Raw genomic sequence first — 15,670 nt, forward strand, 5'->3', positions numbered from 1 at the left:
TTTATTTAAATTTTAATGGTTTTTAATTCAAAAAAAACAGAAAAAACAAATAATAAAGCATAATACTCTAACTTAATTTTAATGAAAAAGTACCCAAGGCGAAGTATGTAGGCAAAAAAAAGTCAACTACTCTGCACGTCTCCGTATACTGTCGATCTTCTGGTGAACCCATGAGCACCGTCTATGAATTACAATCGACGTAGCACAATTGAAAGTGTTTTCACTCGTTATAGGCAAGAATAGACCGGGCAATTACGACGATACTACTGAAATGGGAAGGTGGCAGAGTATATTTCTAAAATACTCAATAGGAAATCGACGCAAAGAAACAACGCGTCTATAATCACCCATCATTTATGATTTCAAGCTTCTGAGGTTTTTTGATGAACGATGTGTTTGAAAAACAGCTAGCAGATTTTGTAGCTGCAGGAAATGAAGTGGTAGGAAGGCCCGCAAGAATTTCAGGAGTATTTACCTTAACTTATGGTAAGGGTAAAAATTCAAAGTTAATTTTTGAAGAAGGTTGTGTCTTTAACAATTTCTCAATAAATATTGAGCAAGGTGATGCGATTTTCTCAGCCGGTAAATTCTCATATATTCGTGGTAGATACTTTGTTGGTTCTGGATCAACTATTTCCATAGGTGATAAAACTGCCATCAATAGACATCTGTTGATGACTGCTATGGAGGGTGCGTCAATTACAATCGGTAAAAACTGCTTAATTTCAGATGTATCACTTTCAACTACAGACTGGCATTCAATCATCAGCTTGGAAACTGGCGATAGAATTAATCCTGCAAAAGACATTGTTGTTGAAGATTCAGTTTGGTTAGGTGAGGGAGTAACAATAAACAAAGGCGTGACAGTTGGGCACAATAGTATTGTTGGTGCAAAATCAGTTGTTACCAAGCCAATAAAGCCTAACTGCATTGCAGCTGGAATTCCTGCAAAAATACTAAAGGAAGGCGTTACATGGCAGAGAGAACTTATTCCTATGCCAAGTCTACCCGCCGACAAATATTAAATATTTAGGCGGTTATCTTCACATTTCCCGCCTAAATTAGATATCCCACACTAGGAAAATATAATTCCAAAAGTAGTTAAAGTATTAGTTGTTGTGTTAGCTGTTCCATACGTAGCCCCATTGGCTACAATGATACCGCCCGTATTAATTCTAATATCAACAGATGAGTTTCCAGTTACTGTGGCTCCGGTTGCTGTTATCTTACCGCCCGTATCGGCATAACACCCTGTAACACCACCTTTAACTTGTCCGAGAGACACGACAACCTCGCCCCCAGTGCTGGCTCCTGCTACCGTTATTCCTCCCTGAATATTTCCACTATTAGCAGAGATGGTTGCGCCGTCTGCTGCCAGTATTCCTTTACCGATGATCCCTGTCATTGTGCAGTTATCTACTGACACTCTCGATGAGTATCTTGCTGTAACACCAATGATTTTTGTCTGATTAGCAACTAATCCAAATGCCGCAACATCAGAATCAATAATTGCAGACACCCCATATAAGCTGCCTGTCGCTTTACCTGTTGTAGCATTAATCTTTGAACCACGGTAAGCGTGATATGACGCCCCCGGATTTACAAAATTTCCCACGTCAGATGGCATCCCTGTTCCTGCATTTAATGCAGATGAGTTGTGCGCGTTTATAGTGGCAGCCATATCAGCATAGAAACCATAAATTGAGCAGTTATCTGCCTTTGTATCCGAAGCTGAAATCACTGCACCTCTAGATGCCCACACCCCTATTTTACAGTTACTAACATTCATCGTATCTGCGTTAACTCTTGATCCTCTAGTTGCTATAACCCCAGCCTGCCCACTGCCAGATGCATCTGAAAACTCGGCGTGAATGGTGCTGTTCCGCTCGCAATATATGCTATTCAGAAGACATCCTGTGGCAACTACATTTTCGCAAACAATAACGCTACCCTCTTGAGCCTCAAATGTCGCATGCCTAAAGTTTGTCCCTCCTGATATTTTTATTTGATTTGGCAGTTCCTCTGTGGGACTCCTCGATCTATCAGACCATCCATATGAACCACCAAGAGCAAAGTATAAAGTCCGGGCGATTTGTCGTCCGTCGAAAATACAACCCAACACAGGACCGCGAGCATGATATGCCATGATGACGGTACCTGACGTAATGGTTGTCCCGCCATCAAGGCCCACTACGCCTATAAAATCATCTGCAACCTGTACTATCCCTGTAGCGGATTTAATATAGAATCTTGAAAAATCACCATGTTGAACTTTAAGTCCATATTTTTCTTTATAGTTTGCTTCAAGGTTTAATATTATGTATTTACCTTGTGTAGTTGTTTGTATATGTAAATCGTCAACAGCAGCTTGCATGTTAGGATAATCGCTGGGGATATTAAAAGTTTTTGCACCAGTAAAAGTTGAAAGATAAAAGCCATCATCTCTCTTTATTGTTGCGTATTTTTCATTTAATTTTCTCAAAGACTGCTGAACAGTATCTCCGTTCTCCGTCCCAACTAGCGCCGCCCCCATACCAACTGCATTGCTTCGTAAATTTGAGCGAAGAGCAGCATCTCCTACGCTAATCCACGCATTAATTCCCACGCCCCCTGTACTTTCAGGTGTTGACCCTGGAGGCACCGCCTTGGGGAGTACGCCATCCCAGCGGTAATATTCCCCGTCTGTTTCATTCTGAAGCGCCTGATTTGCCAAAGTGAGCTTATTACCGGGCAACGGTGCTCCAGCCTGAAAAGACTTTAACGGAATAAGTCCGAATGAAACGACCGCATCATGCGCATCACTTTTAAACTGACTGATTGCAGCCGTAGATTCCAGCTCGAAGCCATACCATGTCTTTCTTTTCTTCCCGCGTCGGTCAGTCCAGATGGCCTGAGTAATATCGTTTAAAGCAAAATCCATATTCTGCGCATTATCGAACAAATCTTTTGCAGCAGCAGACCCCAGCGGGTTACCGGTATTGTATGTGGTCATTTGGGCCTCAGAAATGAAAAAACCCGCCGAAGCGGGTTAAATTTAGGCGACGTCGCCGGGGTAATGGGCATCATCGTAATCGTAGAAAGTTGAACGGTATTCTTTCGCTGTCACCTCGCACGTCCCATCGCTACCCGGTGATATTTCTGCAACGATGGCATCGTATCCCACGCGTTCTGATGAGCAAAAAATCAGCCGTGGCGGTTCGATGCTCGGGTCGTTCATAATCCATTCGTCGGGCGAAATCTCACTGTTTTCGGGTAACGAAAGCGTATAGTCATCAATCCGCGAGGGGATGAGTAATGCCGTTGCTGATCCATTTTGAAGCCGAATTAAGCAACGTGGATGAGTGAAGCTCCAGTCGAGAGGCTCATTGACACTCAGTGTTATCTGCTCGCCATCAGTCGAGGCGTGAGTGATGAGACAACTTATTGTTTTGCTGCCAGGCGTATCATCGGTCAACACCAGGCGGTCACCGTAGTTGTAGCAAAGCGCATCCATTTCAGTACTTGTTGAGAATGTCTGCCGTTGCTGTCGATACTTCATCAGTCGGCGCATGCCAATTCGATAAGCTCTGTCTTCGCTGATAACCCCATCCAGTGTAAAACTCTCAATCTTAGTCGGCGTGGGGTTGTCAGGGGTTCGGCATTGTACCGTTTCTTCGGTCCAGCTTGTGCCGTTGACGTAGGTCACATCCACACCATCAAAGTCATCCCGTGACGGGGCCGAAAAGGCCACACGGAGCGGCTCTGTAGTTTCCTGTGGGCTGATAATGCCGGTCCAGTTCTTCACGCCCTCCCTGCCAACGGAAGCCAATCCTTCAGACAGCAGAAAATAACTCATGCCCGCATTAGTGATCTTTTGCAGAATATCCAGCGCAGACGTACTGTCATCGCTGGTAGCGAAATCGAATGTCTCCCCTCGAGGTGTCCAGTAGTTGTTTTCCAGAGCATGGATGGCATCCACATCTATCTGCTCCATTGTCATGCCCAAACTGGTCAGAACGTGCATCACTGCACCGCTCATTGAGCGCGAGGCATACCCGTCATACATCCGGGTCGCTACCATATTAACCCGCCGATCTGACTGTGATGCCAGCCGGTTACCGGTGCGAATAGTCAGCGCTAGTGTCGTCACGTTGGCATATCGTGATGGAGATTTGCTCAGCCTCGACCGCAGCGCCTGCCAGTACACATTATTGACAGTTCGTGATCCGCCTATTTTAGTGGTTCGCCGGACTCTCACCTCGTACTGGGCTGGTGCCAGTCCACTGATACGTCGAGTGTAACCATGGCCGTTCACCGTTTGATTAGTGAAGCCATACCTGACTTGCGACCACGCCCCGCCACTTGCCACATTGCGATATTGAACCACCATGCTGACGGTATGTGGCTGGGAATCACCGCTGGCCTTGTACTGTATATGCCCATTAGGGAACAAGAAGTTATTCTCAATAACCGTTGTTTTCTCCCCGTCAGGGCAAGCCAGAAATGGCCCCAGCCAGTTTTCAGCGTCATTCTCACCGGATACCGACGCATCAAGGAGCGTTCGGCTATTAAATCCCGCCCAGTTGCTATCTGCGCTGCCAGATACTTTCAGCCGGTTAACAGTGATTGTTGTGTCATCAACACCGGTAATGATGAACTGCCCCACCCCATACATCAGCGACAGTCGCGGCATCCCAGCAGGGATACCACTGAATGCGGTGCCTGTTGCAGAACTATAGGCCAACGTAATATGCGCATCTACGCCCGCAGAGCCGCCGCTCGACGCAACACCGGACACATTGACCGGACTATCGCCAAATACCGGTGCTGGCAGCAATGAATGCGTAATGCTTCCACCCGAAAAGGGACTGGATGATTCCTGAATAACAACCCTGCCCTCACGCTCTACGGCGACACAGCCTGAACCTGTTAAAGCATTGGTAATGGCACCCAGCAGGCCGACCATGTTGATGTAGTTAGCGATAAGGCTGACCGGATACGTTTTCCCTTTCCATGTGATGCTGAACGTATAGCTGGATCCGCTGAAATCGTAAGTTGCAGGGGCTGCACTGGCGGTAATGCTGGCTGCATTGCCCCCGACACCAGGCAACGGATCAACTGCGGGTGTGTAAGAAGCAATAAACAGATTGTAGCGGGTATCGTTGAAGGTCAGCGTAACCGGATCACCCACTACAGGACCCAACTCAGTGAAGTTGCCATAAATAACACTGTACCCACCCACTTTGCCGACAGCGTAGCTGTCAGGGGCGATCACCGTGATAACGGTTCCCTCAATCCATGAGACTGGCACACTAGGATCATCCGCGTCCTCGCTACCGTTTTCATTACTCACACCAATCAGGGTGATAGTGTTACCGGCAAAGAGGATGGCATCTGCATTAACGTAAATACTGCCCGGCGCGGTGGAATTCATATCCAGTCCACTACCACTGGACGTGCCCCCCACCTCAGTCGATGCCCACCAGTTTTGCGACCGGGGGTCACTCGATACGGTGGCACCTGGACTGTAAAGGGTATAGCTCACATCGTCGCCAAAACTGACTACCGGTGTAGAGCCAATCCGCATTGTAGATTGGGGAATGGAATAATGGCCCACACCCACACACAGCATCATCTCTGTACGGTAGATCTCGGGGTTATTGGAATCGAATCGCGAGGTGGGTTGCACGATATAATCTGGATACACGCGGTATTTACCAAACACCTCACGGATCGGGTCGCCCAGTTTCACGTTATTGGCTTTTGCGGGGGACAAGTTGAGCTGATCGCCCGTGGAACCTGTAGCATTACCCGGCGTGTCCAGCGTGCTCATCATGTAGATGGAATAAGCTGCCGATGCAACCGCTAGCGCCACTGCCGCCCATAACGCAAATTCTGCACCTGTACCGTAAGGGACCGGATACACCCGAACGTCACTTTCCGGGCTGATAAAGCAAAGTGGCCACGCTGATACCGATATCGGTTTTCCGTTGACTTCAACCGCAACCGGCTGACACATATCATGTTGGTAGTTCGTTACGTTGACACTGAACCATTGATGCAATGACATGGGTTTGTGTTCGTGAGTCTCCAGCGGCTCACCTGGTAGACGTGAGGGATAAATTCTGATGGTCATTGCCAGAACTCCACTTTGACAAAGCGACGGCAGAACCGCGCCAACGGCAGGAACGTCACATTACTTTTAGGGTTGCACTCGGCAACGTACAATTCACCGGACAGGCTGACCACAATGCCAACATGTGTCACCGTACTCCCCGAATAGCAGGCAACCCCAGCACCCGCACAAGGCTCACACCGTTGCAGATCAATCATCAGATTCCGCGCTTCTCTGTTCAGTCCGCCATCGTCTTTAGTGACACCTGAAAACTCGGGCCATTCATGCAGCCCGAGATCGCATCGGATTTCATTCACAATGCCGAAACAGTCAAGTTGCGGGTACACTCTTCCACCCTTCAGCCAGGTGACTGAACGGTATTTGTCTGTGTTGAACATAGGGTTTTCCTCAGGACAGGTAGCGCAATCCGGGGTAGTTCGGCAATGTATAACGGTAGCGGGGCCACGCAGTATCGAGCACGTTCATGTAGCCCGCCGTGATCTGAACCTCGGTAGCTGTCCAGTACCCTGATTTCACTATCAGCGTATAGGGCTTTGCTGCAGGTGCGGATAAGTCGGTAGAAACATAGTATCGGTACGTCAGTAAGGCGGTACTGAGGTAATCGAGCGCCCCTCTAATGGCCGTGGAGACAATGCCATCAATATTACTGATAGCAAATTGCAGATCCTGCGTACCATCACTGTTTCTTGCGGGAAGGGCGATATCAATGCCACACGCGGTGAAGGTCGCTGATTCGCCACTTTCCAGCACGGCGGTAATGTCTTCCCAGCCCTTGGTGAGCCAATAGGTCTTGTCACCCACCGCAATCTCAAGTGTCTGAATAATCACTTCTGACCCACCGGAGGCATACAGTCGATTTAATATGGTCATGCTTCTGGCCACTCCTGATTTAAGGCAAGATCGATAATACTGCTGTTGATAATGTAGTCGGGGAACTCACCTAACCCTGAAGGTAATAACGGGCGCTCCCAGAGTTCCAGCGTGGCAGAAAACCGCCAGTATTTAGGGGCTACCAAAATCGGACCTTCATAGATATCAATAAATCGGCATTTGTAGGCTTCAACCCCCAGAGGGGTTTGCAACTTCATAAAAAACCACGCCACGCCATCACTGATGGTATCCCTAAACCACGCTTCAAATAACTGAGATTCAGCATCTGTTTTGAATATCCAACTGACGGATGCCTGAGTGGGAACGGACGTATAAAGTCGTCGCTGCCTTGCCCGTCCAGAAGTCATTTGAGTGCGCAAAATGGGGCTGACCGCTTTAAATCCATAACCCTCCATTAAAGGCAGGGGCAAATACGCATGCGGATAGTTAATATCACTCACTATCTTGCCCTCCGTTTGGTGTTCCATCCGGCCCCCATCGCTTTTGACGCTTTGCCTTGCCCTTTAGCCAGATCATTAACCATCAGGGCATACCCTTGCTGAACGGCACTTTCCAGCATCTGTAATGTCCGCTGATCGGGGTCGCCGTTAACTTGAATCGTCGGTGAATAGTTAAATTCCCCACCAGTGGTTTCACGCTGCTCCTGAATAGCCCCCAGCGTGGCGTCGAGCTTTGCCGAGGTTGCGGCGGTTGTGACACGCTCCCCTTTCTGAAGTAACCAGGTGCCGGTTGCCGGGACGTTATCAATACCATCATGCGCCATGCCCGCTAACGCGGTGCCCGCCATCAAACCGATAGAGGAGTAACCCACTGCGCGTATCGCCATCGACATAGGAATACCCATTATCATCCCGCCTTGCGCCATGGCTTTAGTAGCGGCTTCTTCGGTATTAAGCACTGCCTGAGCAATGGAGGCGGCCTTGCTGGCAACAAACATCGCTTTGTAGGCTGCTGAGCTTTTCCCGACCAAATCACCGAGTAAATCAGCCGCACTTCCTGTCATTGATGAGAACACGCCCAGCGTTGCTGAGGCATAAGCGGTTTGAATACCGGCCAGCCGCTCATTGTTTTGCTGGTTGATTTCAGCCACACGGTCAGCATAGATTTGTTCGTTACCCTCTTTGGTAGACAGCAGTTCTTTTTGCATATCGATCTGCTTGTCGTACCATTTTTTAAGCTCCTTTTCTGCATCGGCAACCCGACTCAGTTCACTGCCAGCACCACCCACTGAGGCATCCAGACCGGCATACTTAGGGGCTTCCGTTACGCTGCCCTTTGAGATTTTCTCCAGCGCTTTTTGGTAATCTTCCGTCGCCGGTGCGGCCTCTTTCAGTAACTTGAGGCGGGCGCGGGTCGTTTCCAGCACCTGCTCTTCCGGGGTGCGTAATTGCTCCAACATGGATTTCAGTTTGACCTGTGTTGCCAGCCGGTCCTGCTCGGCAGCATTACGGGTCAGTGTGAGCTTTTGGGCCTCGCTGAGTGCGCTCAGTTCACCGTTCGCCAGCTCATAACTGATCTTGGCCAGTTCGCCCTCTTTCCCGTGCATCGCAATTTGCTGGTTTTGCTGTTGCAGTACTTTGTCATAGGCATCACCGAGTTTTTTTGCCTCGCTGGCCCCTGATTTAATGGATGCCGTCAACTTTTGGGCTGCATCATTATTTACAATGATCTGAGACTGAAGTTGCACCCATTCGCGCACCCCTTCTAACCCCGGAGAGACATCAACCTTCCCACCAGAAGCAACAATCTTCTGTATTTGTGGTGCCAGTAACTCAGCTTGTTCCCCCGCAGCAGCATAGGCCCCACGCAACAGTTCAGCCTCATTTTTAGCCCCTGTTGCTGCCAGTTTTGATACATCTAGCGCCAGTTTTGCGCTGGTTAACTGCTTGGAAAAATCGACATTTAAAGAGGCTGCCAGCCCATTATTAGCCGCTGTCGCTTCTTTCGTAACGCCGATAATCGCCTGCAACCTTTCAGTGAAACCCTCGAGCTTTCCCTTGCTCTCTACATAGGCAGTAGCCAGTTCTTGCAAGCCTTGGCGCTGCTCGTCCGACATGTTTGTCGCTTTTGCAAAGGCATCGAAATTTGACTGCATATAACCTTGCAGGTTTTTAATCCCGCCGGCGCTGCTGTCAACATCGCGCAGTGTTGCAACAAACCGATCTAACGCTTGCTGATTTTCTGCATTGATAACCAGCTCTGTGCCACCAAACGCATTGGATACCAAATCCTTGGGAATTGCCTGAGTGGCATAAATTTTGATGGCTTCAACAGATTTCCTGATCTCTGCATCCGTGTTGGCAATGTCATTTCTCAGGCTGTCGGTAAATGATCGGCGCTGAACCTCCCCCAGCTCCCTGAATTTTTTTGTCAGTTCATCAACCGGCAAGCTCATATCCGCGAGGCTTTTTGAGGCTTCGTTTGAGTTATCACGTAACAGCAGGAATCCGGCAGCGGCGGACACGGCCATCATGGCAAGTCCGGGCAACCCACCGACCGCAGACAACAAACCAGCCCCTATACGTCCGGCCACACTGGTGATGGCATTCAGTCGGGTTTGCGCCACAGCAACGCCATTTATCGCCGCTTCTTCGACTTTTCTGGCCTGTACCAGCGCCAGTGTAGCGGCTCGCTGCTTGTCGGTATCGGTCGCCACATCTAAAGCCGCCTGCGCCGCACGGCGTTCCAGCGTCGTTTTATATTGCGCGGCTTGTGCAGCTTTAAGCTGTGCATCAGCCAGACTAATTTGTTCTTTCTGCGCCTTTAATAACTCCCGCGCAGCACCACCAGCACTGATCCCTACTGAGGTAAGGTATTTTGCAGCACCGCCCGCCGCCAGGGCTGTACCGGCAATAGCCAGCATATCAATGTGATCAGCCAGAAAACTGATCGAGCCAGAAACGGTTTGAGTGACACCGTGCGCTGCGTTAGCATCGCCAATATAGGCTTTCCAGTGGTTTGACAGTTTGGTGATGGCATCACCGATCGTCGTCGGCATCGCTTCCGCCAGTTCGGCGTTGCGGTCTTTCGCCGCAATAGTGGCTTTTGCAAAGGTATCCATCGATAACTTGCCGCTGGCCGCCAGTTTTTTAACTTCCGTCTCCGTGGTACCTAAATACCGGGCAATATCACCAATAATGGTCGGCATCACCTCCATCACGGTATTCCACTGATCTCCAGCCACTTTGCCCATAACCATCGATTTAGACAGTGCGTTAATGGCGCTTTGGCCTTTTTCAGTGCTCGCCGCATTGGTAGTTAATGAGCTGGAAATCGAATCAATAAAATCAATGGTACTGGCCGTCGAGAATCCCAGTTCCTTCATGGAATTGGCGCTGCGGATAAACAATTCCGACTGCTCATCAATTGATTTATAGGTGCGGTCACTGATTTGCATTAACCGCTGCTGAACATCGATGTACTGCGATTGTGAATCTGTTGCCATCCTGACGCGTGAGGAAAGTTGCCCCCACTCATCAGCAGTTTTTATCAAACTCCCGATCGTAAATACCCCCGCCAGCACACCGGTAGCCTGCGAGGCTATAGCGCGGGTGGATTCTAATTGACCGTTTAAGGCTTTTAACGCTTGCTGGCTCTCATTTATGGCCGCGTTATTGCGCCGGGAACCTGACTCCATGGTTCTATGGTAATCACTCCCTAAACGAGTGGCGCGGGCAATCTCAGATTGAAATGAACTCGAGTTAGCCGACAAATTAACGATCAGATCACCCAGTACGGTCATAGCTCCCCCGATAAAAACCCGCCGAAGCGGGTAAGTTACTCAGCCAACTTCCCTAAGAATGCTTCAAGTTCTGATCCAGACTCTCCACTCTCATCTGCTGGCTCATTCCAGCGCAGCAAAGCATCCGCGATACTGAGCGGATTCTTGCCACCCTGCGCGTTATAGGTCGCGGCAGTGATCTGTGCAGCATGATAATCACCGCGCTCATCCCCAATTGGGCTGAGACGGTCATACTCAACCCACATCCGCAATTCAGTCATGCTGATCGTTTCACGTAGTTCGCCTAGGGTGCGGCCCAGGCGCAGGGCAAGCGTCATTAAGAATCGGGTTTCTGGCTCTCGGACTTTTTTTCAGCGTCTGCCGCCGTGGTTTGTAAATCCAGCGCCTGTCGCAGCAGTCGGGAATGTACCGGCCCATAAAACTCAACAATGGCTTCTGCATCTGCCTGCGTGAAAACAGGCTGGCGGTCCTCATCCAGCAGCACATCAATGAGCATCACCACATCCGCGCGAATGTTCCTTTGTGCTTCTTCTGACAATGACAGTGCGGGGGCTTCAGTCTCCCCATCCCCTTCCCCTGGTTTCATAACGTCACGCCAACGCGCCCAGCCCGCAGGTGAAGGCTCACGCAAAACAACGGTGGCCCCTTCCCATTCGGAAACGGTGATCACTTTCGTTCGAAAACCCGATAAAGGCGCAGTGGCCAGTTCCCTGAGAGATTTTTTCAGTACAGCCATGAGAATGATCCTTTCTTAGACGGTAATTTTTTTTGCAAGTGCAGCGCGGGACTCCGGCACAACCGGCGTGATTTTTACCGGCTTACCGATAATGCGAAGTGTATAAGAGGCCGAAACCACACCTGAGAGGCCAGCACTCCAACTGTTCTGCCGCACTTCAGCAAGGTAGGCAAAACCATTGCCAGACGGGAAAACAACCGTGATAGCGCGACGGGTATCGTCTTCATACGCCGCCATCAGTGAACTCTGTGCCGTTTCTTCGGCACTCCAGTTGCGGTTAATGGTCATTTCTGCCGGTGACGACAGCCCGTTCACCATCTCTTTTTCAGTAGAGCAAAGGCTGGTGACGTCGATGTCATCCTTCTGCCCACCGGTAAAAGTTAAGTTCCTTCGTAGAACAAGATGCGGATAACCATACGGCATCTAACGGATTGGCCTCAGTCGCCACTTCAGCAGAAACGCTAAAAACTGTACCTTGTGTTTTTTCATACTTACTGGTCATATTTTGCTCCAGACATAAAAAAACCCGCTCAGTGGCGGGTATGTGCTATTAGAAAAGGCATTATTTAAAGTACGACAGAGAGTAGCTGATGTCCGATGAACCCCAGGTGACTGCTTCATCATCACGACGGTAGTCATAGCCTAGCGGGGAGATGCTTTCTACCTGTTCATATAACAGCGGTATATCCCCCATGACAGGATAAATTTTGTTTTCCATCCACTCATCCAGTGCCGAGTCGGGGCTTTTTGCTTTTAAAAAAACCTCCACATGCAAGACTGAACGCCAATGGTCACCGTCGATATACTCCCCCGTAGACTCTGAATCAGTCAGATAAACGGCGACGGCTGGCAAATCTGTTACATCAAGGAATCCCGGTCGGCCATCAAAGAAAGTGACACTCGGATCATCAATGGAAGCTCTCAGTGCATCAAGTACTGCTGTACGTATTGCGGTATGTTTGTTCATCGTTTAATCACCAGTCGTAATTGATTGCTCAATGCCGCCGCCAGTTCTTTTGGCATATCACTCATCAGAAGGGCTTTTGTTTCATCATCAAATGCCTGTGTGAGTGGTGCTGCCATTGGGATCTTAATCACTTCAATGGGGTAACGGGCTTTTGACGTTCTGCGCATTACTTGCCAACGTCCATTACTGAGTTGTTGTAAAAATGCGCCTGGAAATGTGAAACGCCCCACTTTCAGCACACTGTCTGCGCCCCCCTTGCTCCCTTTACGACGCGATAACTGCATACGCACTGGGCCAAGATTAATAACGGGTAAATCACCCCGTTTAACGCGGATAGTGGCTATTGGGCGTCCCGGACTGGCCTTTTTTAATTTAGCTCGCCCCCGAACCAGTTTTAACGGCACTTTGGTACCCTTGGAAACTTTTGAACTACTGCGACTTATTGCCCGCCCAGCAACACGGTTCACGGCTTGCGCGGTAGCCCGTGGTACCGCCGTTTTACTGAGCGCGGCAAGATTACTGATCAACTGATCCAAACCTTGAACTGTCATGACATCTCCCGTTACTCCAACCAGATTTGGGGTTTACCATTAAAAGACTGATGGCGGGTAACGATGTAGGATTGACCATCCAAAACCACCTGGTCATTACGATGTGGCACATAGTCAGCGGAGAAAATAACCAATGAAATGCCATCGCCAGTCATGGGACCCATTTCAGGAATTAGATGACTTTCTACGGAGACAAATTCCACATCGTTAATCAGTACCGGCCCCCCCATTCGCGCCACGGTCACCCGGTCCATTCGGGATGTTAGGCGGTCAAAGACGTTAGCCATTGATTTTGACCGCAACAAACGAACTGCCAGCAGGTGCGGCATCCCATGCCCGCCCTGCGGCGACAGCACCTGTCGCACTTAACTGAATCTTGCCGTCTTTTAGTGCCACTTTTTTGCCTACGGCTATGTCATCAGTCTCCAGCTTGGGCAATAAAAACACCCCAGCAGCAAAACCATCAGCGACAGAACTGGGGAGGATATCCGTGATGGCCACTGCGATTAAATCGCCAACGACCACCGGATCACCGCTTAAAATAGCTGTATCACCACTATTAGTGATCGAAATGGTCATGCCTTCCTGAACATAATTCTTAGCCATTGTTGTTATCTCCACGGCCCCGAAGGGCCGAATTTCAGGTATAAAAAAAGCCCGTCAGGGCCGAGGAAGTAAAGTACGGGGATTACTCTCCGCTGGATTTCACCAAGCCACGATGATCAACAGGAGCGACACCCGCATCAATACGCACTTTGGTTGTCACGCCGTCCGAGGTGAAACCTTCTTGCTGATCAATGTACGGCGTATCCATTCCAGACAGATAGGCAACCTCAATCGTATCTGTTCCCTGTGCCGCTGCGAGATACCAAGCCTTGGCGCTGGCATCATCAAGACGAGGCTCGGCAATGACGGTGGCAAAATCTTTAACTGGGTTGATGATACCCGCATTAATGTCTGCACCCTTGACACTGGATGAGCGAATGACCTGGTTAGTCGCAGATTCCAGGCTGGTTGGAACAAGAATAAAGGCCGGGCGAATATTCAGGTGACGATCGCCTTCTTTTTGTGTACGCATCATTTGACGGGCTTTATCAAGATTGGCCACGTCAATCCCGCCGCTCGTAAGGTTGCCATGCTTATTATCAAACAGAGGGGTGTTATCGGTTGTCATCTTAGGATTGGTCGTCAGAATAAGGTAAACCAGATCCGCAATGGTGGCTTTCGCTGCCCGCCCCAACTTCATTGGAATATCGGTCAGCATGTTCAAGTCATCATTAATAATAGCCTGACGGGTGATGGAGAATAATTCACCGTAAGTCGCCAGCGCGATGGTGGCCTGTTTGTCACCGGTGGTCACATACTTATATTCCGCACCCTCACGAACCTTGCGCAGCGATTGAAAACCACCCATACCAACACGGTGTGCAGTTTTAAAATCAGACAGTTGCCCTTTGCGTGTCCATTCTTCGAACGTTTCCGGCGCTTCTTCCCAGCCTTGCAGGATAGATTTATTACTCACGTCGATCAGAATATTACCGAAATCTGAGGTGCTGTGAGTAAAGGCCATTCCCACCATTTGCATAGGGTTGTAGGAGGCCACACCAATACCCCGCTCGGTCAGAGACATACGCGCCAATTCACGTAGCGTCATGCTGTTATAAGCGTTGTCTTTCTGGCGTTCTTCATAGCCTGCACGTACCATCAACGCCTGACGAATACCATCGCCAGTGAAGTTACCGTTCCCGGCATAGATGTGCTGACCCGCAGGTGGGGTTTTATTCGATGGCGTGGCATCTTTCCCCATCAATGCCAGCAACTTTTCTCGGGACTGTTCCAGAGTGCAATCAATATCTTCGACACACGCGGATTGCAGTTCCTGATAGCGCCCACCGAACATAGCAAACAGATCTTTAATACCGTTGATCCGCTGTTTTTGCGCCTCACGCTCCTGAGCACGAATGGCATTGTCATCCAGAGATGCTGCAGGTACTGCCGGCGGAGTGGGTGCGACAGGCTGTATCGCGGTCGCTTTGGGTTTGATAATCATATTTTTCAGAGAGGCTGGCATAGAATCGAATTCCTCGATACGTTTTGAATTGATGCGGGCCATGGCCTGCATCGACGGGAGTAGTTGATCGGCAAAACCGTGCTCAACACATTCCTGTGCCGTCAGCCAGGTTTCTTCACCGAGCATGACAGCCAGTTCTTCCGGGGTTTTACCGGTCTTTTTGGCATAAGAGGGAATAAGAACCCCCTCCACCTTATCGAGCAGATCGGCATAGTCGCGCATATCATTGGCATCACCACCGGTAATGCCCCAAGGCTTGTGGATCATCATCATCGCGTTTTCCGGCATAATGACGGGGTTGCCGACCATCGCAATCACCGAGGCCATAGAGGCGGCAAGGCCGTCGATATAAACCGTTTTACTGGCGGGATGAGTATTCAGTAGGTTGTAAATGGCAATACCTTCAAACACATCACCGCCCGGAGAGTGGATGCGCAGGTTAATATGGTCGATATCACCCAACGCTTTCAGGCTGCTGGCAAACTGGCGGGCGGTTACACCCCAGTAACCGATCTCCTCATAGATATAAATATCTGCGCTTTTTTCCCCACTGGCTTTCATGCGGAACCAGCTTTTATCTCCGCCAGACGCCTGCGG

General features: G+C 49.6%; 14 protein-coding genes and 1 pseudogene. 1 reads left to right on the top strand and 14 read right to left on the bottom strand.

What is annotated here, in order from left to right; genetic code table 11:
- Positions 1 to 383: 383 nt before the first annotated feature.
- Entirely contained in the window at positions 384 to 1,025 is a 642-nt protein-coding gene (locus EL015_RS15355) for an acyltransferase (protein ID WP_050413728.1), read from the top strand.
- Between the two features lie 50 nt (positions 1,026 to 1,075).
- On the opposite strand, the gene EL015_RS15360 is transcribed toward EL015_RS15355, so the two are convergent.
- The 14 genes and pseudogenes from EL015_RS15360 to EL015_RS15425 all read right to left on the bottom strand — a co-directional run bounded on the left by EL015_RS15360 (position 1,076) and on the right by EL015_RS15425 (position 15,634).
- Entirely contained in the window at positions 1,076 to 2,992 is a 1,917-nt protein-coding gene (locus tag EL015_RS15360) for a tail fiber/spike domain-containing protein (RefSeq protein ID WP_005182544.1), read from the bottom strand.
- 42 nt (positions 2,993 to 3,034) lie between these two features.
- Positions 3,035 to 6,115 carry a host specificity factor TipJ family phage tail protein gene (locus EL015_RS15365; protein WP_032905673.1) on the bottom strand — a complete coding sequence of 1,027 codons (3,081 nt, stop codon included), beginning with the start codon at positions 6,113 to 6,115 and terminating at the stop codon, positions 3,035 to 3,037.
- A complete protein-coding gene (locus tag EL015_RS15370; RefSeq protein WP_032905671.1) occupies positions 6,112 to 6,492 on the bottom strand; it encodes a hypothetical protein in 381 nt (126 codons plus the stop codon). Before EL015_RS15370 ends, EL015_RS15365 begins: the two co-directional genes overlap by 4 nt.
- 10 nt (positions 6,493 to 6,502) lie before the next feature.
- Positions 6,503 to 6,985, bottom strand: a complete 483-nt coding sequence (locus tag EL015_RS15375; protein WP_032905670.1) for a DUF1833 family protein — start codon at positions 6,983 to 6,985, stop codon at positions 6,503 to 6,505.
- Positions 6,982 to 7,446, bottom strand: a complete 465-nt coding sequence (locus EL015_RS15380; RefSeq protein ID WP_032905668.1) for a hypothetical protein — start codon at positions 7,444 to 7,446, stop codon at positions 6,982 to 6,984. Before EL015_RS15380 ends, EL015_RS15375 begins: the two co-directional genes overlap by 4 nt.
- On the bottom strand, positions 7,446 to 10,748 hold the full coding sequence (locus tag EL015_RS15385; RefSeq protein WP_005182536.1) for a tape measure protein: 3,303 nt from the start codon (positions 10,746 to 10,748) through the stop codon (positions 7,446 to 7,448). Before EL015_RS15385 ends, EL015_RS15380 begins: the two co-directional genes overlap by 1 nt.
- A gap of 35 nt (positions 10,749 to 10,783) precedes the next feature.
- Entirely contained in the window at positions 10,784 to 11,065 is a 282-nt protein-coding gene (locus tag EL015_RS15390; protein WP_032905666.1) for a phage tail assembly protein T, read from the bottom strand.
- The gene (locus tag EL015_RS15395) at positions 11,065 to 11,484 is read right to left on the bottom strand and encodes a phage tail assembly chaperone (RefSeq protein WP_032905664.1); all 420 of its coding nucleotides are present in this window, start codon (positions 11,482 to 11,484) and stop codon (positions 11,065 to 11,067) included. Before EL015_RS15395 ends, EL015_RS15390 begins: the two co-directional genes overlap by 1 nt.
- Positions 11,485 to 11,499: 15 nt before the next feature.
- Positions 11,500 to 11,986 (bottom strand): annotated as a pseudogene (locus tag EL015_RS15400) (phage tail tube protein).
- A gap of 60 nt (positions 11,987 to 12,046) precedes the next feature.
- Positions 12,047 to 12,451, bottom strand: a complete 405-nt coding sequence (gpU, locus tag EL015_RS15405; protein ID WP_032905662.1) for a phage tail terminator protein — start codon at positions 12,449 to 12,451, stop codon at positions 12,047 to 12,049.
- Positions 12,448 to 13,002, bottom strand: coding sequence for a phage tail protein (locus EL015_RS15410; protein ID WP_005182524.1), 555 nt, complete (start codon positions 13,000 to 13,002; stop codon positions 12,448 to 12,450). The genes gpU and EL015_RS15410 overlap by 4 nt, the downstream gene beginning before the upstream one ends.
- A gap of 11 nt (positions 13,003 to 13,013) precedes the next feature.
- A complete protein-coding gene (locus EL015_RS15415; protein WP_032905660.1) occupies positions 13,014 to 13,289 on the bottom strand; it encodes a DNA breaking-rejoining protein in 276 nt (91 codons plus the stop codon).
- Positions 13,282 to 13,608, bottom strand: a complete 327-nt coding sequence (locus EL015_RS15420; protein WP_005182518.1) for a DUF2190 family protein — start codon at positions 13,606 to 13,608, stop codon at positions 13,282 to 13,284. Before EL015_RS15420 ends, EL015_RS15415 begins: the two co-directional genes overlap by 8 nt.
- An 82-nt stretch (positions 13,609 to 13,690) precedes the next feature.
- Positions 13,691 to 15,634: a ClpP-like prohead protease/major capsid protein fusion protein gene (locus EL015_RS15425; protein WP_005182514.1), complete on the bottom strand. Its 1,944-nt coding sequence runs from the start codon at positions 15,632 to 15,634 to the stop codon at positions 13,691 to 13,693.
- Positions 15,635 to 15,670 lie beyond the last annotated feature (36 nt).

Source organism: Yersinia intermedia (assembly GCF_900635455.1).
Taxonomy (GTDB): domain Bacteria; phylum Pseudomonadota; class Gammaproteobacteria; order Enterobacterales; family Enterobacteriaceae; genus Yersinia; species Yersinia intermedia.

Coding starts and splice junctions, on each gene's coding strand:
- EL015_RS15355 (WP_050413728.1), top strand. CDS start 384: ATGAACGATGTGTTTGAAAAACAGCTAGCAGATTTTGTAGCTGCAGGA.
- EL015_RS15395 (WP_032905664.1), bottom strand. CDS start 11,484: ATGGCTGTACTGAAAAAATCTCTCAGGGAACTGGCCACTGCGCCTTTA.
- EL015_RS15370 (WP_032905671.1), bottom strand. CDS start 6,492: ATGTTCAACACAGACAAATACCGTTCAGTCACCTGGCTGAAGGGTGGA.
- EL015_RS15425 (WP_005182514.1), bottom strand. CDS start 15,634: ATGAAAGCCAGTGGGGAAAAAAGCGCAGATATTTATATCTATGAGGAG.
- EL015_RS15410 (WP_005182524.1), bottom strand. CDS start 13,002: ATGACAGTTCAAGGTTTGGATCAGTTGATCAGTAATCTTGCCGCGCTC.
- gpU (WP_032905662.1), bottom strand. CDS start 12,451: ATGAACAAACATACCGCAATACGTACAGCAGTACTTGATGCACTGAGA.
- EL015_RS15385 (WP_005182536.1), bottom strand. CDS start 10,748: ATGACCGTACTGGGTGATCTGATCGTTAATTTGTCGGCTAACTCGAGT.
- EL015_RS15365 (WP_032905673.1), bottom strand. CDS start 6,115: ATGACCATCAGAATTTATCCCTCACGTCTACCAGGTGAGCCGCTGGAG.
- EL015_RS15375 (WP_032905670.1), bottom strand. CDS start 6,985: ATGACCATATTAAATCGACTGTATGCCTCCGGTGGGTCAGAAGTGATT.
- EL015_RS15420 (WP_005182518.1), bottom strand. CDS start 13,608: ATGGCTAAGAATTATGTTCAGGAAGGCATGACCATTTCGATCACTAAT.
- EL015_RS15360 (WP_005182544.1), bottom strand. CDS start 2,992: ATGACCACATACAATACCGGTAACCCGCTGGGGTCTGCTGCTGCAAAA.
- EL015_RS15415 (WP_032905660.1), bottom strand. CDS start 13,289: ATGGCTAACGTCTTTGACCGCCTAACATCCCGAATGGACCGGGTGACC.
- EL015_RS15390 (WP_032905666.1), bottom strand. CDS start 11,065: ATGACGCTTGCCCTGCGCCTGGGCCGCACCCTAGGCGAACTACGTGAA.